Source organism: Paenibacillus sp. JL3B1040, from assembly GCF_057063165.1.
Window position 1 is genome coordinate 2,082,649 of the sequence record NZ_CM169317.1, and the last position, 25,963, is coordinate 2,108,611.

Sequence of the window (25,963 nt, forward strand, 5' to 3'; positions counted from 1 at the left end):
TTATCCCGTTGGATCAGAATAGAGAAAGTGAATCCCCAACCTTGCTCCCTGATCGAAGGGGATAATCATGCTAAGATGCGAGAAGGGGGGAACCATGCGTTATAATGGAAAAATGATAAGTTAGTCATGGAGGTCGGGCATACATGTATCGAGTAGCGGTTTGCGATGATGATGGGCAGCAACGAGACCAACTAAGGCATCGTTTGCTGGCGCTGTCGTTCAAAGCCAATATCGAATTTGAAATCGAGCTATTCCCTTCCGGGGAAGCGCTATTGGCCCATTATGAACAAGGTAAACCGCCGTTCCATATTCTCATTCTGGATGTGGAGATGAGCGGGATGAACGGGATTGCCGCGGCTCGAAAGATCAGAGAGCTTCAGCATCTGGACGAGCAAATCATTTTTTTGACGAGTTATCCCGAATATATGGTGGAGAGCTTTGACGTGTTTGTATTTCAATATCTGATTAAGCCGGTTGAGCCAGCGGTGCTGGAGGAGAAGGTCATCCGGTTATGCCGTTATTTTCAAGCGCAGGACAAGAAATTTCTGATCGTTCAATCCGGCTATGAGGAACTGGTGCTCCGGCATGATGAGATCATCGCCATCGAATCCGCCAAGAGCTTGACGATCAAAAATAAATTGAAGTTTATCACGGTATCTCAGGTGGTTGAAAGTAAAGGGCTCATCTCGAAGTATGCGGAGGCCTTGAAGAACAGCCATTTTTTACAGATTCATCGCTCCATTATCATCAACATGAATCATGTGAACAAGTTTGCAGGGGGCGCCGTGCAGATGTCGAACGGGCTGGAGTTGCCGATCGGACGGTCAAAAATCAAAGAAGTGAAGGATTTCTACACGAAATTTAAGGTGATGAAGGACAATGATGATTCCATTTAATTTACCGATTCTGGGCAGCCTCATCTTCGTGCTTGGTTTCCAACTGATCTTTTTCTTTGACTCGGTGTTTGGGAGAGCAGCTCGCAAACCGCAGCGGATTGTGCATTTTATCGTATTTGCATCTGTGGGGACGGTCTATCTATCCGTCGACATGGGGTGGTGGGCTGCCTCCGTAGTGGCCTTATTGTTGATTTACAGCTTGGCGGATTCCTACCGGGTGGAGCATAAGAACAAGCTGATGTACACCGTCTTGTACGCCGTGCTGATGTCCCTCGTCAGTTCGCTGTCTCTCTTTATCTTCTATACCCTCAACTCGGACGAATTTCGGGATTTTGAACCGACGAGCTTCTCGGCGTCCGCGAAAACCCTGCTGCTCTCCTGCACGTTTATGTTCATCGTGATTCAGTTGATTCGGCTCATCGCGAAACGCCGAACTTATCCGTTAAAACCCTCGTATTATCTTCTATTTCTGTTCGTACCGGTGTTCAGCATCTATCAGGTGAACATGCTGGCTGCGTTTAGCGAGAAGAACCTGCATTTCTTGATCTCGGTTATCGGATTGTTGCTGCTCAATGTGCTGGTGGTCTATATGTTTGACACGATGATCGAGAAATTTCAAATCCAACAGGAGAATTTTCAATTGCAGCGCCAAATGGACTACCAGGACGCCAACTATGAAAAAACGGTGCATAGCTTCAAATCGATCAAGCGCATCATTCATGATACCAATCAGCAATTTCTGTATATTGATGAGTGCATCAAGCGGGGGGACTCTACTTCGGCGCTGGAGCATATCCGGGTTACGCTGAATAAGGTGGAAGACGCCTATCACCGAGTAAATACGGGGCATCTTGTGGTCGACGCGCTGGTGACAAACGCCTTGAATATCGGCGAGGCGAACGGCATTCGAATCGATACGCAGCTTAGCCTTGATTCGCCGGAGATGAACATCGATCGATACGATCTCTGCGTCGTACTCGGCAATATGTTGGATAATGCTCTTGAAGCTTCCAAGAAGGTCAAGATCGCGGAGGATCGGTATATTCGGATTCGCATCCGCTCGGACAACTCTGCTCTGTCCATTCAGATCATAAATCATATGGAACATGAAGTGACCCGGTTGCTTAGCCAGAAGCCAAACCGGGAGTTTCACGGGATCGGCCTGACCAACATTTCCAGAATCTGCGACAAATATGGGGGCAACATGACGATCGAAACCGGCAGCAAGACTTTTAATAATATGGTGGTTCTGCCGTTCAGGGATTGATTATTGCGTTTCACACCCAGCAGCCTCCTTCCGGTTCTCCCTTTCCTGTACGATATAACCCGTATTCAATAGATAAGAGGTACAGGGAGGAATCGGAAATGAAGAGATGGATGATCGGTTTCCTGCTGTTCTTGCTGGTGTTCAACCTGCCGGCAGGTCAAGGAAACGTTCAAGCTGAGGCGAGTTCAGTCAAAGACAAAGCGCAAGCGCTGGCTCAAACCGTCATAGCGGAGTATGGGGTGACCAGCCTGCAATATGCCATTATGGATCAGGGTAAAATCACGCTGTCGGACAGTGCCGGGTTGTCCAACCGGGAGTTGGGAACGCCGGTTACGCGCGAGACGATGTACGGAATTGGTTCGGTCAGCAAAATGGTTGTCGCCGCAGCCACGATGCAACTGGTCGATGCGAAACTTGTCGACCTGGATGCACCGCTTACGACGTATATCAAGGACTTTCAGATGGCGGATGATCGATACCGTGAAATTACGCCGCGCATGTTGTTAAACCATTCATCCGGTTTGTACGGTTCCCATTATGAGAACAGCATGTTGTTTGATGACAATGACACGCAGAACCATGATGAACTGCTGCACAAGCTGCGGTCCGAGCGCCTGAAATCCGACCCCGGAGCTTATTCCGTCTATTGCAATGACGGCTTCACGCTGTTGGAAATTCTGGTGGAACGCGTCAGCGGGGCCAGCTATTCGGAATACGTGGACCAGCATTTCAGCAAGCCGTTGGGACTTGTGAGTACGAAAACGCCGCTGGATCCGTTTGATCGAGGGAGACTGGCGGGCGCTTATTTCCCGGGGATGGATGAGGTTTTACCTGCAGAGAATGCCAATGTGCTTGGCGCAGGCGGAATCTATTCCACCGCCGAAGAGCTGACGAAATTTGCGGAAGTCCTGATGGGGGACCGCCCGGAGCTTCTGTCCCCGACAGCGGCGAAGGCGATGCAAAGCCCTGAATACCGCAATGGAATCTGGGTGAAAGAGGAGACGAATATTTTTAACTACGGTCTCGGTTGGGATGCTGTGAAATTAGCCCCCTTCGGGGACTATGGCATCACCGCCTTATCCAAAGGCGGCGACACGATCGTATATCATGCCGGAATGATCGTTCTGCCGGAGCAGCATATTTCGATCGCCGCCCTTTCGTCAGGGGGGAGCTCCTTCTATGACAGTGCCTTCGCTGCCGCCGTGTTACTGGAATATTTACACGACAAGGGCTTGATCGACGAAATTCAGCCAGCCCCTGCTTTCGAGCCTCCTATCAAGGTGGAAATGCCAGGCAGGCTACAAGCGTACTCCGGGTTATACGGAGCTGTGGGCGAAACGATGAGAGTGGATATTCAGCCCGGGCAAGTGGAGCTGCCGGCACAAATGAGCGGACTTATACCGGCCCAGACGTATGTATATACGGGCGACGGGCGGTTTACGAGCGGAGATGGCAGCGCGTCTGTCAGCTTCGTGGAGGAAACGAACGGTAAAACCTATTTGAAACTGGACGCTGATTTGAACTTCCCGGGGCTTGGCCAAATGCGGATGGTCTCTTATGAATATCAGAAGCTGGAAGCACAGCCGCTAAGTCAAACGGTGAAAGAGAAGTGGAAAACCAGGGAGGGTAAAACGTACTTTGCGCTGGATGAAAAAATCAATTCGTTATTCTACCTGTCCACGGCGATCCTCAACAAAACGATCTCGGTTGACGCCGAATACGGGTATGCCAATGCCGCGAAGATTGGGGATGCAAACCAGGCGGTGAACGTGATGGAAATTCCGAATATGAATAGTCGGGACGCTTTCGATTTGAAATTCTCGGAAGTCGGCGGCGCGGAGTTCTTGACGGTGAATGGGCAAACTTTTATCCGTGAGGATGCGATCCCTTCCTTATATGACGGAACCCGCTCGACGATTACCATTCAACCGAACCATCCGACGAGATGGTATGTCATTCAACCTTCCATGGCCGGTCGAACGATGACGGTCGAGACGGAAGGAGACGGCGGATTCGTGGTCTATGACCAACAAGGGATGATGGTGCATTCATCGATCATTCGTCCGAAGGCTTCTGTTAAGCTGCCGGCCGGAGGAACCATCGCATTCGGCGGGCAAGCAGGAGATGTATTCCGTATTCATTTGGATAAATAAACGAAGATTCTGATCCGCTGGCCGCTAGCCGCTGTATTCATACAGCCTGGCGGCTTTGTGGTCTGCGTGGATAGATGTGTCGCTGCCTACAGCGTTCTCCTTCCTGAGATCGATTATTGGGCCGGATCCGGACAAAATGAGGGATTTGCGGAGGAGAGGTGATCGGCATAATCGGAATCGAGTTTGGCCAGTTCGACGAAATAGCTGCCGATGACATGATTGGATGATAAGGAGGTGTCGGCGAAGTACAGGGGACAGGAAGTGGGGACATGACGATAATAGTAGGACTTTTCTTGTTTTGGCAGCTTAAAAACCGTCGGAGGGAGGTGCGTCACGGCATCGAATTCGTTGTGAATTCGGTAGCTGTTGGGGACATGTTGCGTAAAGGCAGTTACGAAATCCAGGTCCCCCACACGCGGAGAACCGAACGTAAACAGGATGGGCACGCGATTCGCATTGACGGCGATATCCATCGCGCATAACGTCGCCAGCGCGGCCCCCAGGCTATGGCCCGTGAGATATAACGTCTTGTCCTGCGGCAGCCGGTGCAGCGCAGAATGAATCTGGCGGCGGGCCGAGGCGTAAATGCCGGTAAATCCTCGGTGCGATAAGCCGGCATCTTTGGCCCATTTGAACTTCTGCTGCGTTGCGATGGCATCGGCGATCCAGTTGGATGTCGAACTGGTCCCTCGAAAGGCGATCACGATCTCGTCCGCCGAATGCCATATAAACCCGAAGCGTTCCCAGATACCGATCAGGGATTTCGCTTCGAGGGTGTCGTACAGCGAATAAGGCGGCGGGAGGACAAACGTTCCGTCCGGGTTCGCGAACTGCGCGTAGGTTTGGCCGCAGACCGCGGCCAGGAACAACGCGCGCTGAACTTGAGCCTGGTTTAATTCCATCTTTTCATCCTCCCCCTTCGCTTTCCTGACTCCAATATATTAAGCGCAATGAAAGAAGATGCTATATCGCCGGGAGGGTGACCGAAAACAAAGTACCCCCGTTCGTTTGGTTAGCGGCCTCAATCCGGCCTCCGCAGCGTTCGACGATGGCCCGGGAAATGGCAAGTCCCAATCCATTCTCCCCTTCTTTTCCTTTCACGAAGCGGTGGAATAAGTGCGGCAGCAGTTCCTCAGGAATTCCCCGTCCATCGTCGGCAACCGAGATCATCACCTGATCCCGATTTAAGCTGATGCGGATCACTATCGCCCGGTTGGCGTGTCTTGCGGCATTGGCGACCACGTTCAGCAGGGCTTGGGACAATTTGTCCCGATCTGCGTTCACGGTCGCCCGTTCCGCAGTTTCGTCCGAATACTCGACAGCCAGGCTTAAGCTCCTGTCCTTAAGCAGCGGATTGACGCGTTCAGCCGTCTCCTCCAGCATTTCTTTGACGCCGACTCCCGCCGGATGGAAAATATCCGCCTCGCTGTCTAGCTTCGCCAGCAGCGTCATCTCGGAAACGATTCGTTTCAACCGGCTGCTCTCGCCGAGGATGATGTCCAGCCCTTTACGCGTGTGTTCTCCATCAATAACGCCGTCGCGGATGGCTTCCGCATATCCCGAAATCGACATCAGCGGGGTTTTCAGCTCATGGGAAGCATTTTGGAAAAATTGCTTTTGCACCTGAATATATCGATCCAACTCGCGGCGTTGCCGCTTGCGGCTTATGTTATCGTTTTTCCATAATTCCACCAATGTCCTGCCATTGCCCGGAGATACACTTGGACTTGCAAGAACAAATCCACCTTTCAAGGAGTGTTTCGAATGATGAACTACAGAACAAAAAAGCCCGTGCAAAGTATCGCCCTTTCCGCGCTGATGGTGTCCGCCTTTGCCGGCCCCGTGGCGGCGAAAACCGAGAATAAGGCATCGACCACGAGTCCGGCTAAAGCGGTAACGGCACCAGGAATGAAAGAACTGAAGCTACAAGATCCGCTGAAGATCGCCAAGAAATAATGCGCGATTGACCTAAGCTTATTATAATAGGGACAACGACTCACTCTAGGAAGGTGATGGGCATGGCATGGTTAAGCATTGTCATTATACTGATTTTGGCGTTTGCTTTGATCGCGACGGTACGGATCGGACAATCGCAAAGCAATCGGGAAGAGAATCCCGGGTACACCCAACAAACGGGCCGAAATTGGCTCCGGCTCGGCGTGATGTACGCCATCGGAGTTCTTGCGGTTGTGTTGGTGTTAGTGATGTTTATGTAGGAGGAACGGCATATTTTAACCCGGTTACCCTGATTCGGTCGAGCTCTTCTGCGGTCATGAGTCCGGATCGGTACAAGTTCAGGAACTCTTGCGAAACGCTCTGGTTGAAAATCAAAAGATCGTCGGTATTGAGGGTCACGAGGACCCCGTAGTCGTAAAGCTTGCGAAGCGGATGACTGGCGTAGCTGTCCGCCACGCGCAGCATGACGTTGCTCGTCGGGCAGACATTCAAACGGATGCGGTGATCGGCAAGCCAATTCATCACGGAGACGGAACGAGCCGCCGCGATCCCGTGGTGAACCTCATCCAGTTCAAGTTCTTCCACGGCTTCCCGAACGTCGTCCGGCGTGCCGAATTCCCCGACATGTGCTCTAAGCTTTAAGCCCGCTGCTTTGGCCACTCGGTAAACCGGCTTGAAATTGCGTATGGGCTGGGCGAATTCATCATTGCAAATGTCGATGGAGGCAAACCAGCGATACGCCAATACCTCGTCGATTTGAGCCAATAGATCTTCGATACGGCTTTCCCTGCCTAAGGATAACTCGGGAAAGAACAGCGTATCTGGAGCAAAACGGCTCCGTAATTCATCGATCACTCCCGTAAACGTCTCCATCCCGCCCAAGGCGGCGATTTCATCCAGCCCGAAACCAAGCGCGAGCACCCCGATCCGGTCGGTTTGCGCCTGGACGAAGGACGCCTCGATCCGTTTTAAGTAGCCTTGGAACCCGCGGCAATGGATTTTGATGTTGGATTCGAACCAGGCCTGCATATCCCGTAGCGAGTCGAAAGGCCGATTCGGGGGATCCATTTGGGCACCGGACCAAGCTTCGATATAGGCGATGCTGCCGCCGCGTCCGGCATGACTATGCAAATCGCTTTTCGGAATTCGCTGCAGCTCATCAAGCGCGTTATGGCGTAAGGCCTCGATAAAGGAACGGTTCATCCGCACCACCTCCATTCTGATTAACGGTATCTTAACATGACGTTGGAGATGGAGGAAGTGAGAATGGACTCAGGAAGGGTTCAAAGAGGCGGAGTACGCGGTGCATTATCGGCTGAATCTGCGGTAGGGAGAGGGAGACGGGCCGCGAAGAGCTGTCCGTTTACCGTCCCAAGCCCAGTCGACCTGTCCCCCAAACGGTTCGTATTTACGCTAACGCTTGCCAGAGTGCTTATTTGGGTAAAAAAAGGGGACTTACATTTCTAACGCTGCTCAGCGTGCTTATAGATGCGAACTCGCCTCTTTTTTGAAGAAAAACCGGGAAATAAGCTCTCTCGTAAGCGTTACAACTTGAAAGCCCCCGTTTTGGCGCAAATAGCGTTGCTCCTAAGCGTTAGATTTTCGGTTCAGGGTTTCTGTTGCTGTTCTACGAGGAAGCTGCCTTTGGTCAAGGGCAGCTTCTTTTCCATGGATTTATCTTGTGCTAGCATATATAAATTGAAGGTTACTACTTAGGTGCTGTTAGAAACTGAATTGACCTTGAAGTGCAGAAATCAGGGAGTTTAAGATGGGGAGTTGTTTTTTGCGAAACGTGGAGATGACGCCGCGGATGCGAGCGAATTGCTCCGCACCTTGCGAAGTGCGGAATCCACCAGATATCTTCGTTTTGACTTTCACCATACGGATATCTCGCTCCGCTTGGTTGTTGTCAAAAGGAATTCGGGCATCACAAAGAAAGGCGAGTACGGCGTCTTTGTACGCCAGAAACCTCCCACCTAGATTGGCTGCTTTGCTCTTGGATTTTCTTCCGCGAGGTCCCGTTTTCTCGGGCACGGCATCTTTCGCCCATTCTTCACGACCTCGCTGCAGAATATCATCATAACGGGATCTGAATGCTTGGACCACCGCATCAGATAGAGGCTGTTGAAGGCTGCGAGCTATGCGTGCAGCTTTCCAACTCTCTTGCAACAGCGTCGTCATATCGGTTGCCCATTGATGGTTATCGTACTGGGCAATTTCTTTACAATCCCGCAGCAGGTGCGCATTGCAAAGCACATGACGGAAAGCATACTGGTCTTTAAAGTAAGAGGCGTAGCAGTCATGAACGAGATTCCCCTTATAGTGGGGTAATACATTCATGGCATCCATTCCTTTGCTTCCGCGGCTGGGATGGGCGAACAAGAGTGTCCACTCTTGGTTACACACGGTATGCATCCAGTACCCTTTTCCGTTGACGCGAAATCCCGTTTCATCGGCGTGTACCACGGGGCTGGCTAACAGCTGCTCGCGAATGGTTCGCTCTAGCGGCTGAAGACGACTTGTCATCTCTTCCAGTTGAGCAAGTAAGGTGGCCTCGCTCGGGCGGTATCCCGTGAGATCGGCATAGAGCTGTCCAATACGCTCAAGCGGCAACAATTGATAGGCATGAAGATAAGCCGTCCATGCTGCCATTTCTCTTCCGTATTGCACAGGCGCTCGAACATGAGAAGGAAAGGAAGCGGTCTGTTGGACGCAGCATTGCGGGCAACATTTCTTTTCAGCCTGATGTTCGGTGATGACCATGCGAGGGGCAGGTAAGTCAAAGACTTGTCGCTTCTCTAGCTCTTGTGCGGGTACCTGTTTCAAGGAAAAACCGCAGCTGGAACAGGTTTCAAGCGGATGAACCATGACATAATCCGGGTTCGTAACCACATGCAGCGTATGACCTTCGTGACCTTGAGGAGCGCCTTTTTTCCCTCCTGGTTGGCGTAAATTGGTTGGTTTACGGAATCCGTCACTCGAAGGCGGTTTGCTGCTGTTCTGACTATTCTGGCCGAGTTGGCGCTCCAGTTCCTGAACTCGCTTCTCCAATTGTTGAATGCGTTTGGCTTGCTTCTCTACGATTTGGGTGAGCTTCTCATTTTGATCCAGCAGCGCATGAAAGTAACTGGCAATCTCCTGATCGCCTTTACAAATAGTATTGACCTGTTGTTTCGTCAGCTTCATACGGCTCACCTCATGATTCAATGGATAATATTACATTCGACGTTTGCATGGGAATTACTGCTTGAGACAAAAAAAAATCTCCTCGCGATAGGAGGAGACCTAAGTAGTAACAATTGAAGAAATGCCAAGAGCATTTCGAATATGAAAACGCTGTCAAGCCAAAGGTTGGAATTCAATCGGCAGGAGGGGGACGGACATGAACGAGTTGTGCCGAATTTTGATCGTCGATGATGAGCTGCTGGTCCGGCAGGGGATCAGACACCATCTGAATTGGGAGCAATACGGGTTTGAGATCGTCGGCGAGGCCGCGAACGGCAAGGAAGCGCTGGAGCTGATGGACCGGCTCTCGCCCCATATCGTGATTACGGATATCGTGATGCCGGTCATGGACGGGGCGGAATTCGTACGCGTGCTGAAAGCGGGGTACCCGAAGGTGGAGGTGATCGTGCTGAGCAGTTACAGTGAATTCGAATACGTGCGTTCCACGTTTCAGAGCGGGGTGGCGGATTATATCCTGAAGCCGAAACTTGAGACGGAGGGGCTGCTGCAGGCGCTGCAAAAAACCGCGCGCAAAATTCCGGGATTCGCGCTGCGGGAAGCCTTGCACGCGACTTCGCCGCTGGATCGTCTGTTGGAGCGGCTGATTGCCGGATACGAGCCGGAAGAAGAGGACGCGCGGCTGGCGGCGAATTTGCCTTATGACCGGTTGATGCTGGTCGGCGCGGACGTAAGCCGGATTGCCGGGGAGCCTGACGACGATCTGGTCGGCCTTGTGGCGGAGTTGGAGAATCAGCTGCGGGAGTCGCCGATTCAGGTGCAATCCCACACGATTTCCGCCGGGGGGAAGCAGCTGTTGCTGTTGCTGAATTTTCCCGAAGCCCAGGAGGTCGAGCTGAAGAAGACGGTCAGGGAGTTTGCGCTGGCCCAAGCGACGGCGGTGCCGGAAACGGTTTGGGCGATCGGCGGCGGCTTCGCGGAGCTGCGCAGGTTGGGCGAAGCGTACCGGGAGGAGTGGCAAAAGCTGTTATCCTACCGGTTTTATTTTCCCGGACGGATCGTTATGCAGGCGGAAGAGCTTCCCCGGGCCAAAGCGGTTCCCCCGTGCGACCTGAATGATTTGTTATCCGGACTGAAGAAAGGGCAGGCGGAGGACGTGTTTCGGAAGCTGCGGGAAATTGCGGCGGAGGCGGCCGCGAACTACCGGCAATCCCCGTTCGAATTCAAGTCGTTCCTGGGCAATGCCGTATTCCACGTAACGGTAGCCGTCGCGGAAATCCAGCGTGAAGCGAAGGATTTGGACGCGATGAAATACGCGTACTTCAAAGCGATCGACGAAGCGCAGGATGCGGCCGATGCGGTGAAGGCGCTGCACGCGTTTCTCGACGAGGCGGAGCGGCTCGTATCCGCCCGCGCCCCGTTGCCCGGCGAAGGCAATATGAAGAGGCTGCTGGAATACATCGACGAGCACTACGCCGAGCCGCTGAATTTAGGTGCGCTAAGCCGGCACTTCCACTTTAATCCTTCGTATTTATCGAGTTATTTCTCCACTCACAACGGCGAGGGGTTTAGCGAATACTTGAACCGGGTCCGGATCGCCAAAGCGATGGAGCTCCTGCGCACGGACGGATCCGCCATCTCGGAAATCAGCGATAACGTCGGTTATGCGGACCCCAGTTATTTTACCAAGGTATTCAAAAAGCTAACGGGGGTGACGCCGCGGGAATACCGCAGGCAGCAGCTCGGCAGGAGGGGACAGCGATGAACCTCTATGAGAAATTTCGCAGCTGGCGCTTGATCTCCAAATTGTTTGCCGTTATGACCGTGAGTATTGTCGCGGTATGCCTGCTTACTTCGCTGATCACGATCCGCATGGCGGAGCGGCTGTTCGCCGAAACGTTCAGCATCACCAACGGCAAAGTGCTGAACCAAATCAACACCAGCTTGGATTCCTTCAACGACTCCATCGTGAACGCAGTCACTTACGCGGCGCAGAGCGGCACGGTGAAGACCTATTTGACCGGCGGGGACCTGAATTCCGTAGCGATGTCGAAGGTGTATTACCGCATGGCCGAACAGATGAAGCAGATCACGTCCAACCTGGGGGCTTACGATGTGGCCGTCACGATCATCGGGGTGAATGGCCGCAGCTATTCGACCGATTTGAATTACTGGCCGGTTCAGGCAACGGAGCTCGCCGGCGATCCGCTGACCCGGCATACCGCGGCCGAACCGCGGCGCGTGTTGTACCAATACGATGAACGCAAAGAGGGGGAAGGGACGGAGCGGTATATCATCGCTTCCAAAGCGCTGGTCGATCGGACGAGCGGACTCAGTTACGGGATGTTATATATCGCGATCCGGGAAGCGGAGTTCAAGCGGTTTTATGCCAACTTTACCAGCGAAGGCAACGACGTGCTCGTATTGGACCCGTCCGGCATCGTCGTATCCAGCAACCGTGCGGAACTCATCGGGGGCAAGGCGCCGGAACTGCTGGGCGAAGTTCAAACGATCAGGCAGGGGCGGTCGGAATACCGGAACAGCACCGTATTCGGTAAAGAACACATCGTATTGGCCAATGCCTTGCCCTCCTATGATTTGTACCTAGTGAATCTGATCGACCGCAGCTACACGGCCGGACAGATCATCAATATCCGTCAGGTGGCGCTCATTTGCCTGATCATCATCGCGGGCGCGCTGCTCGTTGTGTTTTTGATTTCCCGCAGGCTGACGCTTTCGCTGACCCGTCTGGTCCGGCTGATGTCGACGATCACGAAAAAAGATTTCGGCAACTACATCACTGTCAGCGGCAGTTATGAGGTCAGGGAACTTAGCAAAGCGTTCAACTATATGCTGGACGAATTGAACGATTACGTCCGCAGGTTGCTGGAGACGCAGAAAGAGCAGCGGAATGCCGAGCTGGACGCGCTGCAGCGGCAGATTAACCCGCATTTTTTGTACAATACCTTGGCTTCGGTCAAAATGCTGGTGCAAAAGGGCAGCAAGGAAACCGCCGCCGAAACGATTAACGCGCTGATTTCCCTGCTGCAGAATACGATCAGCAACGCCAGCGAAACGATTACGATCGAGCAGGAACTGGAGAACCTGAAAAATTACGTGTTCATCAACCATGTCCGTTACGGCGACCGGATCAAGGCGAACTTTTTCGTTGCGCCCGATTGCCTCCATTACGAAGTGCCCAAGCTGATCCTTCAACCGTTTATCGAAAACGCCTTTTTCCATGCTTTTAACGTAAAAAACGAAGGAACGATCTACATCATGATCTCCAAGACGGATAACGCGCTCGTATGCGAGGTGGCGGACAACGGGGACGGGATGGAGCCGGGACCGGATGCCGGCCCGCCCGATAATCCGAAAAGCCGGCGCCAGCTGTTTACGGGCATCGGCATTCAAAACGTCAACAACCGGATCAAGCTGCTGTACGGGGAGTCTTACGGCGTCCATATTTCCAGCGCGAAAGGGGAAGGAACCCAAATTCGCATCGTGCTGCCGCTCCTGGGGAGGCCGGTGGCCGCCGGGGATGCCGTCTAAAGAAATTACCAAAATCCCAAAAAATGACCCGTTCGGTAAATCCGCGCTCAAGGAACGGACAATAAAAAAGCCAAACCGCACAAAGATATTCCTAACGGCTCGTTTTGCCGCGATGCTATCCTAAAAGCGAATACAGGAAGCGCTTTCTTGTCGGGCGTTTCAATCACGAATAGAGCAGGGGGATGAACGAAAATGAAAAAAAGCTTGAGGCTCATGCTCGTCGGTATGCTGCTTGTACTGGCCATGTCCGCTTGTTCCGGTGGGGGCAATGCGGGGAATTCGGGGGATGCGAGCAATACGGGCAATACGGCCGACGGAAGTGCAGGGAACGCCGGGGGCGGTTCGCAAGACAGCCAGGAAATCACCGTATGGGCATGGGATCCGAACTTTAATATCGCCGCGCTCAACCTGGCCAAAGAAAGGTATGAAGCCAAGCATCCGGATGTCAAGGTCAACATCGTGGAGTATGCGCAGGAAGACATCGTGCAGAAGCTGAACACCGGGCTGAACTCGGGCACGACCAGAGGGCTGCCGAACATCGTGCTGATCGAAGATTACCGGGCGCAAAACTTCTTGCAGGCATATCCCGATGCGTTCCGCGACATGACGGGCGTGATCAAGGCGGAGGATTTCGCGGAGTACAAAATCGGGCCGACGAGTTATAACGGCAAGCAATACGGCGTTCCGTTCGACTCCGGGGCAACGGGGCTGTACGTGCGGACGGATTATCTGGAGCAAGCGGGGTATACCGTGGACGATCTGACGAATATCGACTGGAACAAGTACATCGAAATCGGCAAGAAAATCAAGGAGACCACCGGCAAAGACATGTTGACCCAGGACCCCAACGATCTCGGGCTGATCCGCGTGATGGCGCAATCAGCGGGAACATGGTATCTGAAGGAGGACGGCAAAACGCCGAATCTGGCGGACAATCCGGTGATTAAGGAAGCCCTCGAAACGTACAAAGCGATGTTCGACGCCAATATCGTCAAAATGAATTCGGACTGGAGCCAATTCCTGGCGGCCTTCAACAACGGGGACGTTGCAACGGTGCCGACCGGCAACTGGATCACGCCTTCCGTCAAGGCGGAGGCCTCGCAATCCGGCAAATGGGCGGTCGTGCCGACGCCGAAGCTGGCGAACAACGCCGGTTCGGTGAACGCCTCCAGCTTGGGCGGCAGCTCTTGGTACGTGATGAACCTGGACGGCCAGGACGCGGCCGCGAATTTCCTGGCGGAAACGTTTGGCTCCGACAGCGAGTTTTACTCCGAGCTGCTGGAGAAGATCGGCGCGATCGGTTCGCTGAAAGCGGCGTCCAGCGGCGCGGCTTACGATAAAGCCGACGAGTTCTTCGGCGGCCAGAAGATCTATGCCGACTTCGCCAAATGGACCGAAGAGGTGCCGAAGGTCAATTACGGCCTGCACACGTACGCGATTGAGGATATTCTGGTCATCGAAATTCAGAACTACCTGAACGGCAAAGACGTGGACAGCGTCATCCGCGACGCCCAGGCCCAGGCCGAATCGCAATTGCAATGAGGGGAGGATTCGGGCCAGCTCTGCGCTTGCGCTGGAAAGCTTCCATTGTCGGATGGTCGTTTGTCATTGCGGCCGTGCTGATGATCGCGCTGTTTTATTTTTACCCGATGATTCAGGCGCTGCTGCTGTCGTTCCAGACCGGGACCGGTTCAAACCTGACTTTTAACGGGTTGGGCAATTACCGGCGGTTGTTTACGGATTCGATGTTTCTGACGGCGGTCCAAAATACGTTCATTTACCTGATCGTACAGGTGCCGCTCATGGTGCTGCTGGCGCTGGTATTATCCGTTATGCTGAATGACCGGAATTTAAAAGGGAAGAGCTTGTTCCGTACGGCGATCTTCCTGCCCTGCATCACGTCGCTCGTCGCTTATTCGGTCATTTTCAAATATATGTTTGCGGGCGACGGGCTCGTCAATAGGCTGCTGCTGCATCTGGGCGTGGTGTCCGAACCGATTCCGTGGATCACCGATCCGTTATGGGCTAAGGTTACGATCATTATCGCGATCACCTGGCGTTGGACCGGTTACAACATGATTTTTTACTTATCGGGCATCCAAAACATCGAGCCGGCGATTTACGAAGCGGCGAAGATCGACGGAGCCTCGGCGGTTACGCAGTTTTTTCGGATCACGATCCCGCTCTTGAAGCCGATCATTTTGTTTACTTCGATCACCTCGACGATCGGCACGCTGCAGCTGTTCGACGAAGTCATGAACATTACCCAAGGCGGGCCCGGGAACGCCAGCTCCACGATCTCGCAATACATTTATAATTTGTCGTTCAAATATTCGGCGGACTTCGGGTATGCGGCAACGGTGTCGTATTCCATCGTGGTTATGATCATCGTATTGTCCGTCATCCAATTCAAAGCGGCAGGTGACCGGAATGCTTAAGGCGAAACGAGGGTTTATATATCTGTTCCTGACGGTGGCGGCGTTCATCTCGATCTTTCCGTTCCTGTGGATCCTCGTCAGCTCGACGAATCCGTCCATCGACGTCACCCGAGGGCGGCTGTTGCCCGGCTCTCACTTTATGGCGAACTTGCGCAACCTGCTGGATTCCGTTGATATCTTGACCGCTTTGAAAAACTCTTTGGTCGTTTCCGTCTCCACGACGCTGCTGGCGCTGCTGATCGCTTCGCTCGCCGGCTACGGCTTTGAAATCTATCGCAGCAAGGCAAAGGACGTTGTATTTAACGTGCTGCTGCTGTCGATGATGCTTCCGTTCGCAGCCCTTATGGTGCCGCTTTACCGCATGTTCGGCAAAATCACCAATCTGGTGCCGGTCATCGGCATCGACACGTTGGCCGCGGTGGTGCTGCCGACCATGACGACGGCTTTCCTGATCTTCTTTTTCCGGCAAAGCACGAAAATGTTCCCGAAAGAGCTGCTCGAAGCGGGCCGCATCGACGGGGTGTCCGAACTGGGGATGTTCTTCCGGGTATACGTGCCGACGATGAAGACGACGTACGCGGCGGCGGCGATCATCACGTTCATGAGCAGCTGGAACAACTACATGTGGCCGCTGATCGTGCTGCAAACGCCGCGGAAGCAGACGGTGCCCCTGCTGATTTCGACGCTCGGTTCCAGCTATTCGCCGGACTACGGGCTGATCATGCTGGCGATCGTCATTTCGACGCTGCCGACGGCCATCGTTTTTTTCGTCATGCAAAAGCACTTCGTGGCCGGGATGATCGGTTCGGTCAAATAACCGAAAGAAGCCGGATGACTCGGTCCCAAATCAGCTCTTAAAATCGCTCCTGCGGCGATTTTAGGAGCTTTTTTGCATTTCGGGAGCCGGCTATAGTATCATGTTTTTATTTATTGCGAAATTTGGATCGGGGTTGGATTCTCACATCATGTTTCGGAGTATGATCGCTAACTTAGCGTTGTTAACCGCTTTTCTTTTTATTTTTAATCAGATCTATTACAGTTATTTGATCAAAAAGAACGCGATACCCGTGAAAGTGTGGATCGGACTGCTGCATGGGGTTTGCGGTTCGCTGCTGCTATTGTTCAGTTTTAAGATCAATGAAACGATCTATATCGATTTCAGGCATATCGCCATCATCAGTGCCGCCTTTTTCGGCGGAGCCGTCTCTTCGTGTATTGCCGCCGCCATCCTGATCCTGGTCCGGGCCGTCAGTTTCGGGGAGCTGACCGTATATACCTTGATCGCGATGATCACATTGACCGTAAACGGGATCGGTTCCGGTCTGGTGATGCGGTACTGCGCCGCTTATTGGCGGAAATGGCAAGTCTCCTTGGCGCTCATCACCTTGACTATTGCGCTGTCGGCTTTCCTCAAAAAAACGGATCCCGCCTATACGCTTCTGTATATTTCCCTGCTTGCGCTGGGCGGATTTTTCGCGGCGGGGTTAATCCGGGTTTTCTCGCGGCATCATCAATTATCCGAGGAGCTGACCGCCAGCGAGAAGAGATACCGCGCGCTCCATTCCCTGCAGGAGGCCGTTTTCGATTCTTTGGTCGGTACGGTCATTACGGTCGTCGACCGGGAAGGGCGGATTACGCGGATCAACAAGGCTGCCGAGCAAATGCTGGGCTACACGGTGGAAGAGCTGCTCGGCCGGTCACCTTTCCTGTTTCACGTTCCCGAGGAAATCAACGATTTTGTCCGCCCGTCTTATCGGCTGTCCGACTTCGTATCGGGTATTTTAGCGGAAGGCAAAGAATTTACCTATGTTCGCAAGGAGGGGGCCAGGCTGACCGTGCTGCTGCATGTTTCGGAGCTGTGGCTCGGGCGCGAGGTCGTCGGTTACGTGTTTTTGGCCACCGATATTTCCGAGCGAAAAGAGATGGAGGACAGGCTGTATCGGCTATCCATGATCGACGGGCTGACGGGCGCAACCAATCGCCGCTATTTTGACGAGGCCTTAGTGCAAGAGTGGGAGAAGGCGAAAGCTGCGGGCCGCTGCGGGCATGCTTTGATCCTGTTTGATATCGATCAATTTAAGGCTTATAACGATATTTACGGTCACCCCGCCGGAGACGCCTGTTTGATCAGGGTGGCGGAGATCGTTAGAAACACGTTGAACAACCCGGACTATACGATTTCCCGTTACGGAGGGGAAGAATTTGCCGTGATCTTGCCGAACACGAACGAAAGCTCGGCACTGGAAGCCGCCGAGTCCTTGAGGTTAGCGGTCTTGGAGGCCCAAATTCCCCACGAGGGATCCACAAACGGCGGGGCCTTAACGATCAGCGTAGGGGTTGCCGCGTGCGCGTATCCGCAGTCCGCATCCCCGGAATTATTGGTGTCCATGGCGGACCGAGCGTTATATCATTCCAAGGCCAGCGGACGAAATCAGGTTGCCGGTTATCGCGAGCTTGCGGAAACGGTATGAGCTTGATCCCATCCCGGGGAGGCGGGGAGGGAGAGTTGCTCCTCCCCGCGCTTTGGCCTTTAGCGATAAGCCGGCAGCCAGTCCCCATGGGCTTCGATCAAGTCGTCGCACAACGCGATGATGTCGTCCATGGACAACTCGGCGGAAGTATGGGGATCGAGCATGGCCGCATGGTAGATATGCTCCTTCTTGCCGGTGATGGCGGCTTCGATCGTCAGCAGTTGGGTGTTGATGTTCGTGCGATTCAATGCGGCGCATTGCGGTGGAAGATCACCGACATAGGTCGGGGTGATGCCGCTGGCATCCACCAGGCACGGTACTTCGACGCAGGCTTCCTTCGGCAGGTTGGTGATCAGCCCGGTGTTCATCACGTTGCCGCCGATTTTGAACGGCACATCGGTTTCCACCGCTTCCATAATATAGGAAGCGTATTCGTGCGAACGTTTGTGTTTCAGTTCCGTGTTGTTGACGAGCTTCTCCCGCATCTTCTCCCAATTGGCGATCTGCTCGACGCAGCGCCGCGGATACTCGTCCAGCGGAATTTGGAAACGTTCGATCAGCTCGGGATAGTTGCGTTTGATAAAGTAGGGATGGTATTCGGCGTTATGCTCCGACGATTCCGTGATGTAATAACCGAATTTGAGCATCATCTCAAAACGCACCATGTCATGATGGGGCGTTTTTTGTTTCTCCGCCGCGCGGCGTTTGATTTCCGGGTATAAGTCGATGCCGTCCCGGGTTACTTCCAGCAGCCAGGCCATATGGTTGATGCCGGCGATTTTCGCTTGCACTCCGGTTTTATCCATCCCTAAGCTGTCGAACAAACCGGGGATGCAGGCCTGCACGCTGTGGCAAAGCCCGACGGTGCGCACCCGGCCGTATGTGTTCATCACATTCGTCAGCACGGCCATCGGATTGGTGTAATTCAGGAACAAGGCGTCGGGACACATTTCGCGGATATCGGCCGCAAATTCCAGCATAACGGGGATGGTGCGCAAATTGCGGAAAATACCGCCGATGCCGACCGTATCGGCGATCGTCTGACGCAGCCCGTATTTTTTGGGGATTTCAAAATCCGTGATGGTGCAGGGATCGTATCCGCCGACCTGGATGGCGTTAACCACGTATTTTGCGCCCCTCAGTGCTTCCTTGCGGTCGGTGTAAGCCTTGACGACGCAGGTGCTGCCGCTGCTAAGCTTGAGATTGCTCAGCATGTTTTCCGAATCCCGCAGCCGCTGCAGATCGATATCATACAACGCCAGTTCGAACCCCTGCAGGGCGGGCGTTTGCATGCAGTCGCCCAGCACGTTTTTGGCGAACACCGTGCTTCCGGCCCCGATAAATGTAATTTTGGACATGGATCGAATCCTCCTTTATAATGCATAGCCGAGCGCTGCAGATATCGTTTATATTCGATACAAGGCGAACTTTTCCGCGTTTTCTCGGCTTGTTCTTATATTTTCAATATAGCTCAGGCCAAATTGGGACAGTATAGAGGAATCGAAGGTCTATATGGATAAATGTTGTATGTTATAGTTCTTTCGGTTAAACTGGAGGGGAATGCAGGAAATGCGCTTGAAATCCGGAGGTCCCCAGTGGTTTCAAATCATGACATGTTTAAAGTAAACATGAATCCCGATGACCGGGAAAAAGACGTTACGCTGTTGTTCAGCGGGGAAGGCCGTCCCCATCCGGCACACAAAATCGGACCGTCCGTCCATGATTATTTCCTCATCCACAGCGTGCTGGAAGGGGAAGGGGTATTTTGCTGGGGAGATCATTCCCACCGCTGCCTGCCCGGGGATACTTTCGTGATCTTTCCGGGCGTCTTGTTCTCTTATGAAGCGGATGCGCAAAAGCCGTGGCATTATGTCTGGGTTGCGCTAAAAGGAGCGGGCGTTTTGAGGCAACTGGCCGAAGTCGGCATTATGCCGGAAGCCCCGGTGTTTCATTCCGGCGATATCGAGGCATTGCACCGCCTGTACACCGAGATTCGCTCGGCGTTCCGGCAATCGGACTCCCCGCTTCTGGAGAGCCTGGAAGCGTCGGGCTGGCTGGCTTTATTGTTCCATCGATTCGGACTCGCGAACCGGGAGAAGCTGAACGCCAGGGAAACGACGGAGCCTACGATGATCGACCGGCAGGTGGAACAGGCGATCCGCTGGATTTCGCTGCAATACCACCAGCCAATCAGCATCGGCGAGCTGTCCCGTAAGCTCGGTTACCACCGCGCCCATCTGTTTCATGCTTTCAAGGCACGGACAGGTCTTTCGCCCAAACAATACTTAATGAAGGTGAGAATCGAGAAAGCCAAGGAATTGTTGGCCGGTCCGCTCACCGTGGATCAGATCGCCGCTTCGGTTGGCTTTAACGACGCCCTTTATTTTTCGCGGCAGTTCAAAAAAACGACCGGTATGCCGCCGAGCGAATATCGCCATCTCCATCGCCATGTCCAGGGCCCGGTCAGCCGGGACGGGTAGGGGGTTTGCATCGTTATTGCGGTATATGTTAATATTTCACTGTTAGGAGAGTGCTTGGAATGCTTTATATCCAATTTGTCAAACTCGTCAGAAAAATCCGCTCCGTACAAACGAACACGATGAAGCGTTGTGCGGAGCTTAATCCGGGAGCGTAAAGCTTCCCCTATTCATCGGCCGAATGGTTTTCTTATAAGCGTAGTTTGCTATGCTTATTTAAGTGTGACCATGGGCCGAGAGGATTTAAGCTTAAAGGGCCGTCGACAACGTTTTGTCGATGGCCCTTTGCATTTGGCTGCGAGTTCGCCGTACGGTTTTGCCGTTCGGCTGACTTGCGCCTTAATCATCAAGCAGAGGGCATGGCGTCCCAAGACGCCGCTCTCTGCTTTTTTGTTTCAAATTGACTAACAGAAAAGAGGAAACAAAATGAGTTTGCTTCAAGTCGAACATTTAACGCATAGCTTTGGTGATAAAAAGTTGTACGACAATGCCTCCTTTGCCTTGTTCAAAGGTGAACACATGGGGATCGTCGGCCAAAACGGGGCGGGAAAAAGCACGCTGATCCGCATTTTGCTCGGCGAAATCATCCCGGATCAGGGCAGCGTCAAGTGGCCGTCCCACATTCGGATCGGACATTTGGATCAATACGCCGAAATCGACGGGAACGAGACGATTGCCGAATATTTGAAGACGGCCTTTGCCGACCTGTTCGAAATGGAGCGCCGGATGAACCGGTTATATGAGGAGTGCGCGGCGACCGGCGATGCGGAGGCATTACTGCAGGCTGCGGAAATTCAGGAACGTTTGGAGGCACGGGACTTTTACCAGGTTGATAATCAAATTCGGAAGGTTGCTTCGGGTTTGGGCCTCGACGCCATCGGCATACACCGTAAAATCGCGGAGCTGAGCGGCGGGCAGCGGGCAAAGGTCATCCTGGCCAAGTTGTTGATTGAAGAGCCGGACGTTCTGCTGCTGGACGAACCGACCAATTTTCTGGATAAGGAGCATATCGCTTGGCTATCCGGTTACCTGGCGGCTTTTGAGGGGGCTTTTATCGTCGTATCCCATGACTTCGAGTTTTTGGAGAAAGTAACTTCCTGTATCTGCGACATCGAGTTCGGGACGATCCAAAAATATTACGGCAAATATTCCGAGTTCCTGCGGCAAAAGGAGCATCTGCGGCAGGATTACGTGCGCCGCTATCACGCCCAGCAGAAAAAGATCGAAAAGACGGAGGAATATATCCGCCGGAATATCGCCGGCGTCAACACCAGAATCGCCCAAGGGCGCAGAAAGCAGCTCGAACGGATGGAAAAGCTCGCTCCGCCCGCGTTTACTCACAAGCCGTCGATCCGTTTCCGCGAACTGCCGCTGTCCGCGCAAACCTCGTTGAAGGTCAGCGATCTGGTGGTTGGGTACGGGGCGCCGCTTTTGCCGAAAATCAACTTTTCCGTGACGGGAGGACAGAAGCTCGCGATTACCGGATTCAACGGGATCGGCAAATCGACGCTGTTGAATACGCTGGTCGGGCGGATCCCGACGGTTTCCGGACGATTCCGCTTTTCGGAGCAGACCCAGATCGGATATTATGAACAGAATCTGCAATGGAATAACGATACGCTTACTCCGCTTCAGATCCTTTCGGAGCAGTATCCTAGGCTGGGCAACAAAGAAATCCGCCGCTACTTGGCCCAGTGCGGGGTCAAAGACGACCTGGTTACGCAGGAAATCCGCACGCTGAGCGGCGGAGAACAATCGAAAGTCAAATTGTGCGGGCTGATGCTCTCGCCCTGCAATTTCCTGGTCTTGGACGAACCGACGAACCATTTGGACGCGGAAACGAAAAGCGCCTTGCTGGAAGCGTTACGGCAGTTTAACGGAAGCGTCATCCTGGTGTCCCATGAGGAACGGTTTTACCGGGAGTGGGCGGATCGCGTCATTCATTTGGGATAGGAGCTACTAGTAAAACGATCCGCACGTTGGTAGAGGGAGAGGATTGGGGGCATGGCATGCGGTAGGGTGGAGGATGGGAGTAGCGTCCCAATCGAATGGCATCGTGTATCGGGGAGGCAAGACTAAAGTGGAAAAAACACATCTATTTTGAGCGGAAAGTGAAATATTGAGGGAATTAGTTGGAAATCATGCCCACGGTATTTCAGGAACACTCTACTAGATCAACCGCAAAAGTGCATCTCATATTCCGTAAATTACGATGCTGGAACGAATGAAATGCAAAGGTGCATCTGACTTGAGGGCAACTCGATAAAAAGGGCCTTTTGCGCGAAAATGAGCTACACTTTTACACTTGAGCCACTTATTTCGGGGAATTTCGACGAAATTCGTATGCACCTTTGCATCTCGCGGGATCCGCCGCGAGGATCCGCCCGCCATGACATCATCAACATTTCTTGCATGATGCTGCTGCGCACGCCGGCCCACCGCGAACAGCCATACTTGACCGACGAGCGTCTGAATGCGTGCCCGAGTTATGCAATCGCCTTGAAGAATCGGCTTCCGATCTGTGATAATATGAAAAAGATAACAGGAACGGCGATGATTGAACAAAACCTATGGGAAAGAGCGGAGTATGAGATGAAGAGATTGACGATTGACGATGTCGCCCGCAGGGCCGGCGTTTCCAAAAGCACGGTGTCCCAATACCTGAACCAGCGGTATGAATATATGAGCGACGCGACCCGGCAGCGGATCGCCGCAGCCATTGAGGAGCTGGATTACCGGCCGAACGGCCTTGCCCGCGGCTTAAAGCAAAATCGCACGCATCTGGTCGGCGTCATTGTGGCCGATATCGATTATACTTTGTCGATCCAATGCGTCAGAGCCATCGAAAGCCAACTGCAAAGCCACGGTATTCAGGTGCTGATTTGCAACGCCGACGAAAATCCGGAGAAGGAGCGGCTCCATATCGAAACGCTGATGGCGAGGCAGGTTGACGGTTTGATCATTTTCCCCACGGGCCACCAGTCCTCCGCCTACAGTCGACTTGTCGAAGGGCGGATGCCGTTCGTCTTCATTGACCGGCTCGTGGACGGCGTCAGTACGCAGAGCTTGCTGCTGGACAACGAAATCGCCGCCAAGTTGGGAGTAGAAGAACTGGCGCATTTCGGGCATACCCGGATCGGCATGATAACGTTGCCGCTTGGGCCGCAAGGCTTAACCCCTCGCAAGGAACGGCTTGGCGGATTCCGCAAGGCGATGGAGGAAACGGGGCTGCCGTTAAGGGAAGAATATCTGGTGAGCGCTCCCGCGGAGGAGATTGCCGCACGCCTGTCGGAGTTGTTGGCGCTGCGGGAACCGCCGACGGCCCTCATCGCCGGCAACGATATCGTGCTTGCCGAACTGTTGAAGGCGTCCAACCGCTTGGGGATCTCCATCCCCAAGCAATTGTCGGTCATTGGCATCGACGATGCCAAGTTCGCCCAAATCTACAACCCTGTCATTACGACGATTTGTCAGCCTGCCTACGAGCTGGGCGTACAAGCCGCCAAAGTGATTTTGGCCGGCATCGAGGACAAGGACAACTCGGTGCCTATCGTTTACCGCTTCCCTCCTTCCCTCAAGCGAGGGGACTCGGTGAGAAAAATCGGGACAAACGGATAGATGCCGACAAACCTAGTCGACCGTGACGGCGGAAACCAAAAATGCGTCCAGCTTCGCTCGGTTTGGCAGGCCATCCATATCGCCCGGGGACATGACCGCGAGCGCGCCGAGCGCATTCCCCCTGGAGACGGCCGACCGCACGTCCAACTTCTCCAGCAGTCCGCTGATTACGCCGGCGGCGAAGCCGTCGCCCGCGCCGACCGTATCCACGACCCGCTCCACTTTGAAGCCCGGCACAAAGCCCGAACCAAGGGACGATTTATAAAAAGCCCCGCCCGGCCCCATCTTGATGACAACGAACGAGACGCCTTGATTCAGGTAGAAGTCGGCGATCTCCTCCGGCTCCGTCAGACCGGTCAATAGGCGCGCCTCGCTGATGCCGGGCAGGAACCAGTCGCTGCGGGCAGCCAATTCGTTGATGGTCCGGACCATCGTCTCGCGGTCGTCCCATAATACCGGGCGCAGGTTGGGATCGAACGAGATCGTTTTGTTCAAACCTTTCATGTAGTCCATGGCGTGACGCGAGAACTCCAGCATGGTTGGGGAGAGCGCCGCCGAAATACCCGTGACGTGCAGATGGTCGGCGCAACCAAAGTAAGCCGGGTCAAAATCGGCGATATCGAGGGTGGAGGCGGCGGAGTTTTTGCGGAAATATTCCACCTTCGGATCGCCGTCCAGCACCCTTGATTTCAGGAGCATGCCGGTTGGCCGCTCTTTGGTAAACGTGATGCAGGAAGTATCGATGCCTTCCCGCTTCTGGGCGTCCAGAATAAACCGGCCAAGACTGTCTTCGCCCAGCTTGGTCACGTAACCGGTCGGGTGGCCGAGGCGGCAAAGGCCTGTCGCTACATTGCTCTCGGCGCCGGCCAGAGCCTTGGAGAATGAAGTTGCTTCGTACAGTTCGCAGACCTCTTCGGCCCGGAACATGACCATCGGTTCGCCGAAGGTTACGGCGGCTAATTTTTTGGACATACAAAAATTCCTCCTTAATGATGACTCTAAATATAAAATATCACATAAACCCATTTAGTAGTATGTCGACTTTTGGATTAACGTTGAAAAAAAGAACGAACAGAGCGGATAAAGCTTGAGTTTCGGCAAAAAAACATTGACGGGGACAGGGTTTGTGTTTAGTATCGTTTTAAAGAGAGGCAGCTGATTTTTAGGGTGGTTTAGTAAATTATTTTAGTAAACTTTATTAAAAAGATAAGGGAGAAGAGTCCGATGAAAAAGCTGAAAGTATTGGGGAACCTGAACGAATGCGGAGTGGTAGCGGTCATCCGGGGGGGAGACGCGGAAGAGGCTTACAAAATGTCCGCAGCCTGCATTGAAGGCGGCCTGACCAATATCGAAGTGACGTTCACGACGCCGGGCGCGGAAGAAGCGATCCGCCGACTGGCGGCGGAATTTGGCGAACGGGCGGTTATTGGCGCCGGCACGGTGCTCGATCCGGTTACGGCTCGGATCGCCATTCTCGCGGGAGCGGAGTTTGTGGTCAGCCCGTCGTTCGATAAGGAGACGGCGGAGATGTGCAACCTGTACGGCATCCCGTATATGCCGGGAATTCTTACGCTGGTCGAAATCAAGGAGGCGCTGAAGCTCGGCGTTGACGTCCTGAAGCTGTTCCCGGGCAGCGCCTTCGGCCCCGATTTTGTCAAGGCCGTCAAAGGCCCGATGCCGCACGTCAGCATTATGCCGACCGGGGGCGTGGACCTGAACAACATGGAGCAATGGCTTAAAGCCGGCTGCATCGCCGTTGGCGTCGGCGGCAATTTGACCGCTCCGGCGAAGCAGGGAGACTTCGGGAAAATTACCGAGCTGGCTGCGGCTTACGTGGCCAAGTACCGGTCTTGGCGCGAAACTGTACCGAATATCGGCTAGCGGCGGAGTAAGCGGCTGAAGAATAAAGACAAGGAGACAAGAACCGGCCGGCGCCCGCCGACCGGTTCTCT

At 53.6% G+C, this 25,963-nt stretch carries 21 protein-coding genes; 15 read left to right on the forward strand and 6 right to left on the reverse strand.

The annotated features are described in order from the left end of the window. The first annotated feature begins 143 nt into the window (after positions 1-143). The 3 genes from ACZF99_RS09225 to ACZF99_RS09235 all read left to right on the forward strand — a co-directional run bounded on the left by ACZF99_RS09225 (position 144) and on the right by ACZF99_RS09235 (position 4,316). Positions 144-896 carry a LytR/AlgR family response regulator transcription factor gene (locus ACZF99_RS09225; protein ID WP_483611060.1) on the forward strand — a complete coding sequence of 251 codons (753 nt, stop codon included), beginning with the start codon at positions 144-146 and terminating at the stop codon, positions 894-896. Then, positions 883-2,163, forward strand: a complete 1,281-nt coding sequence (locus ACZF99_RS09230; protein WP_483612625.1) for an ATP-binding protein — start codon at positions 883-885, stop codon at positions 2,161-2,163. The genes ACZF99_RS09225 and ACZF99_RS09230 overlap by 14 nt, the downstream gene beginning before the upstream one ends. Before the next feature lie 98 nt (positions 2,164-2,261). Then, complete coding sequence (locus ACZF99_RS09235; RefSeq protein ID WP_483611062.1) at positions 2,262-4,316, forward strand: serine hydrolase domain-containing protein; 2,055 nt, start codon at positions 2,262-2,264, stop codon at positions 4,314-4,316. A 113-nt stretch (positions 4,317-4,429) separates the two neighbouring features. On the opposite strand, the gene ACZF99_RS09240 is transcribed toward ACZF99_RS09235, so the two are convergent. Together ACZF99_RS09240 and ACZF99_RS09245 are read right to left on the reverse strand one after the other, a co-directional pair. Further along, the gene (locus tag ACZF99_RS09240; protein WP_483611064.1) at positions 4,430-5,218 is read right to left on the reverse strand and encodes a lipase family protein; all 789 of its coding nucleotides are present in this window, start codon (positions 5,216-5,218) and stop codon (positions 4,430-4,432) included. A gap of 61 nt (positions 5,219-5,279) precedes the next feature. Next, positions 5,280-6,008, reverse strand: a complete 729-nt coding sequence (locus ACZF99_RS09245; RefSeq protein ID WP_483611066.1) for a sensor histidine kinase — start codon at positions 6,006-6,008, stop codon at positions 5,280-5,282. 72 nt (positions 6,009-6,080) lie between these two features. Between ACZF99_RS09245 and ACZF99_RS09250 the strand changes: the two genes are divergently transcribed. Further along, entirely contained in the window at positions 6,081-6,272 is a 192-nt protein-coding gene (locus ACZF99_RS09250; RefSeq protein WP_483611068.1) for a hypothetical protein, read from the forward strand. A 62-nt stretch (positions 6,273-6,334) separates the two neighbouring features. Next, the gene (locus ACZF99_RS09255; RefSeq protein ID WP_483611070.1) at positions 6,335-6,532 is read left to right on the forward strand and encodes a hypothetical protein; all 198 of its coding nucleotides are present in this window, start codon (positions 6,335-6,337) and stop codon (positions 6,530-6,532) included. Here ACZF99_RS09255 and ACZF99_RS09260 read toward each other — a convergent pair. Next, positions 6,525-7,475 carry an amidohydrolase family protein gene (locus ACZF99_RS09260; RefSeq protein ID WP_483611072.1) on the reverse strand — a complete coding sequence of 317 codons (951 nt, stop codon included), beginning with the start codon at positions 7,473-7,475 and terminating at the stop codon, positions 6,525-6,527. The genes ACZF99_RS09255 and ACZF99_RS09260 overlap by 8 nt on opposite strands. A 519-nt stretch (positions 7,476-7,994) precedes the next feature. After that, positions 7,995-9,458 (reverse strand): IS66 family transposase, encoded by a 1,464-nt coding sequence (gene tnpC / locus ACZF99_RS09265; RefSeq protein ID WP_483606239.1) that lies wholly within the window; start codon positions 9,456-9,458, stop codon positions 7,995-7,997. A 196-nt stretch (positions 9,459-9,654) separates the two neighbouring features. On the opposite strand from tnpC, the gene ACZF99_RS09270 reads away from it, so the two are divergent. From ACZF99_RS09270 to ACZF99_RS09295, 6 genes are all read left to right on the forward strand, one after another. Continuing rightward, positions 9,655-11,220, forward strand: coding sequence for a response regulator (locus tag ACZF99_RS09270; RefSeq protein ID WP_483611074.1), 1,566 nt, complete (start codon positions 9,655-9,657; stop codon positions 11,218-11,220). Beyond that, on the forward strand, positions 11,217-13,007 hold the full coding sequence (locus tag ACZF99_RS09275; RefSeq protein WP_483611076.1) for a cache domain-containing sensor histidine kinase: 1,791 nt from the start codon (positions 11,217-11,219) through the stop codon (positions 13,005-13,007). The genes ACZF99_RS09270 and ACZF99_RS09275 overlap by 4 nt, the downstream gene beginning before the upstream one ends. Before the next feature lie 192 nt (positions 13,008-13,199). Continuing rightward, positions 13,200-14,549, forward strand: coding sequence for an ABC transporter substrate-binding protein (locus ACZF99_RS09280; protein ID WP_483611078.1), 1,350 nt, complete (start codon positions 13,200-13,202; stop codon positions 14,547-14,549). Further along, positions 14,546-15,445, forward strand: a complete 900-nt coding sequence (locus tag ACZF99_RS09285) for a carbohydrate ABC transporter permease (protein ID WP_483611080.1) — start codon at positions 14,546-14,548, stop codon at positions 15,443-15,445. Before ACZF99_RS09280 ends, ACZF99_RS09285 begins: the two co-directional genes overlap by 4 nt. Further along, on the forward strand, positions 15,438-16,262 hold the full coding sequence (locus tag ACZF99_RS09290; protein WP_483611082.1) for a carbohydrate ABC transporter permease: 825 nt from the start codon (positions 15,438-15,440) through the stop codon (positions 16,260-16,262). The genes ACZF99_RS09285 and ACZF99_RS09290 overlap by 8 nt, the downstream gene beginning before the upstream one ends. A gap of 160 nt (positions 16,263-16,422) precedes the next feature. Then, the gene (locus ACZF99_RS09295; RefSeq protein ID WP_483611084.1) at positions 16,423-17,916 is read left to right on the forward strand and encodes a diguanylate cyclase; all 1,494 of its coding nucleotides are present in this window, start codon (positions 16,423-16,425) and stop codon (positions 17,914-17,916) included. 59 nt (positions 17,917-17,975) lie between these two features. On the opposite strand, the gene melA is transcribed toward ACZF99_RS09295, so the two are convergent. After that, positions 17,976-19,274: an alpha-galactosidase gene (gene melA / locus ACZF99_RS09300; RefSeq protein WP_483611086.1), complete on the reverse strand. Its 1,299-nt coding sequence runs from the start codon at positions 19,272-19,274 to the stop codon at positions 17,976-17,978. A 255-nt stretch (positions 19,275-19,529) separates the two neighbouring features. Between melA and ACZF99_RS09305 the strand changes: the two genes are divergently transcribed. From ACZF99_RS09305 to ACZF99_RS09315, 3 genes are all read left to right on the forward strand, one after another. Then, on the forward strand, positions 19,530-20,396 hold the full coding sequence (locus ACZF99_RS09305; RefSeq protein ID WP_483611088.1) for a helix-turn-helix transcriptional regulator: 867 nt from the start codon (positions 19,530-19,532) through the stop codon (positions 20,394-20,396). 423 nt (positions 20,397-20,819) lie between these two features. After that, complete coding sequence (locus ACZF99_RS09310) at positions 20,820-22,346, forward strand: ABC-F family ATP-binding cassette domain-containing protein (RefSeq protein ID WP_483611090.1); 1,527 nt, start codon at positions 20,820-20,822, stop codon at positions 22,344-22,346. A gap of 639 nt (positions 22,347-22,985) precedes the next feature. Beyond that, entirely contained in the window at positions 22,986-24,011 is a 1,026-nt protein-coding gene (locus tag ACZF99_RS09315) for a LacI family DNA-binding transcriptional regulator (protein WP_483612627.1), read from the forward strand. Between the two features lie 12 nt (positions 24,012-24,023). Here the strand turns inward: ACZF99_RS09315 and ACZF99_RS09320 are convergent, their stop codons facing one another. After that, positions 24,024-24,983, reverse strand: coding sequence for a sugar kinase (locus tag ACZF99_RS09320; RefSeq protein ID WP_483611092.1), 960 nt, complete (start codon positions 24,981-24,983; stop codon positions 24,024-24,026). A gap of 252 nt (positions 24,984-25,235) precedes the next feature. Here ACZF99_RS09320 and ACZF99_RS09325 point away from each other — a divergent pair, with 252 nt between their 5' ends. Continuing rightward, positions 25,236-25,892, forward strand: coding sequence for a bifunctional 2-keto-4-hydroxyglutarate aldolase/2-keto-3-deoxy-6-phosphogluconate aldolase (locus ACZF99_RS09325; RefSeq protein WP_483611094.1), 657 nt, complete (start codon positions 25,236-25,238; stop codon positions 25,890-25,892). The last annotated feature ends 71 nt before the right edge of the window (positions 25,893-25,963 follow it).

Coding starts and splice junctions, on each gene's coding strand:
- ACZF99_RS09225 (WP_483611060.1), top strand. CDS start 144: ATGTATCGAGTAGCGGTTTGCGATGATGATGGGCAGCAACGAGACCAA.
- ACZF99_RS09230 (WP_483612625.1), top strand. CDS start 883: ATGATTCCATTTAATTTACCGATTCTGGGCAGCCTCATCTTCGTGCTT.
- ACZF99_RS09235 (WP_483611062.1), top strand. CDS start 2,262: ATGAAGAGATGGATGATCGGTTTCCTGCTGTTCTTGCTGGTGTTCAAC.
- ACZF99_RS09240 (WP_483611064.1), bottom strand. CDS start 5,218: ATGGAATTAAACCAGGCTCAAGTTCAGCGCGCGTTGTTCCTGGCCGCG.
- ACZF99_RS09250 (WP_483611068.1), top strand. CDS start 6,081: ATGATGAACTACAGAACAAAAAAGCCCGTGCAAAGTATCGCCCTTTCC.
- ACZF99_RS09255 (WP_483611070.1), top strand. CDS start 6,335: ATGGCATGGTTAAGCATTGTCATTATACTGATTTTGGCGTTTGCTTTG.
- ACZF99_RS09260 (WP_483611072.1), bottom strand. CDS start 7,475: ATGAACCGTTCCTTTATCGAGGCCTTACGCCATAACGCGCTTGATGAG.
- tnpC (WP_483606239.1), bottom strand. CDS start 9,458: ATGAAGCTGACGAAACAACAGGTCAATACTATTTGTAAAGGCGATCAG.
- ACZF99_RS09270 (WP_483611074.1), top strand. CDS start 9,655: ATGAACGAGTTGTGCCGAATTTTGATCGTCGATGATGAGCTGCTGGTC.
- ACZF99_RS09275 (WP_483611076.1), top strand. CDS start 11,217: ATGAACCTCTATGAGAAATTTCGCAGCTGGCGCTTGATCTCCAAATTG.
- ACZF99_RS09280 (WP_483611078.1), top strand. CDS start 13,200: ATGAAAAAAAGCTTGAGGCTCATGCTCGTCGGTATGCTGCTTGTACTG.
- ACZF99_RS09285 (WP_483611080.1), top strand. CDS start 14,546: ATGAGGGGAGGATTCGGGCCAGCTCTGCGCTTGCGCTGGAAAGCTTCC.
- ACZF99_RS09290 (WP_483611082.1), top strand. CDS start 15,438: ATGCTTAAGGCGAAACGAGGGTTTATATATCTGTTCCTGACGGTGGCG.
- ACZF99_RS09295 (WP_483611084.1), top strand. CDS start 16,423: ATGATCGCTAACTTAGCGTTGTTAACCGCTTTTCTTTTTATTTTTAAT.
- melA (WP_483611086.1), bottom strand. CDS start 19,274: ATGTCCAAAATTACATTTATCGGGGCCGGAAGCACGGTGTTCGCCAAA.
- ACZF99_RS09305 (WP_483611088.1), top strand. CDS start 19,530: ATGTTTAAAGTAAACATGAATCCCGATGACCGGGAAAAAGACGTTACG.
- ACZF99_RS09310 (WP_483611090.1), top strand. CDS start 20,820: ATGAGTTTGCTTCAAGTCGAACATTTAACGCATAGCTTTGGTGATAAA.
- ACZF99_RS09315 (WP_483612627.1), top strand. CDS start 22,986: ATGAAGAGATTGACGATTGACGATGTCGCCCGCAGGGCCGGCGTTTCC.
- ACZF99_RS09320 (WP_483611092.1), bottom strand. CDS start 24,983: ATGTCCAAAAAATTAGCCGCCGTAACCTTCGGCGAACCGATGGTCATG.
- ACZF99_RS09325 (WP_483611094.1), top strand. CDS start 25,236: ATGAAAAAGCTGAAAGTATTGGGGAACCTGAACGAATGCGGAGTGGTA.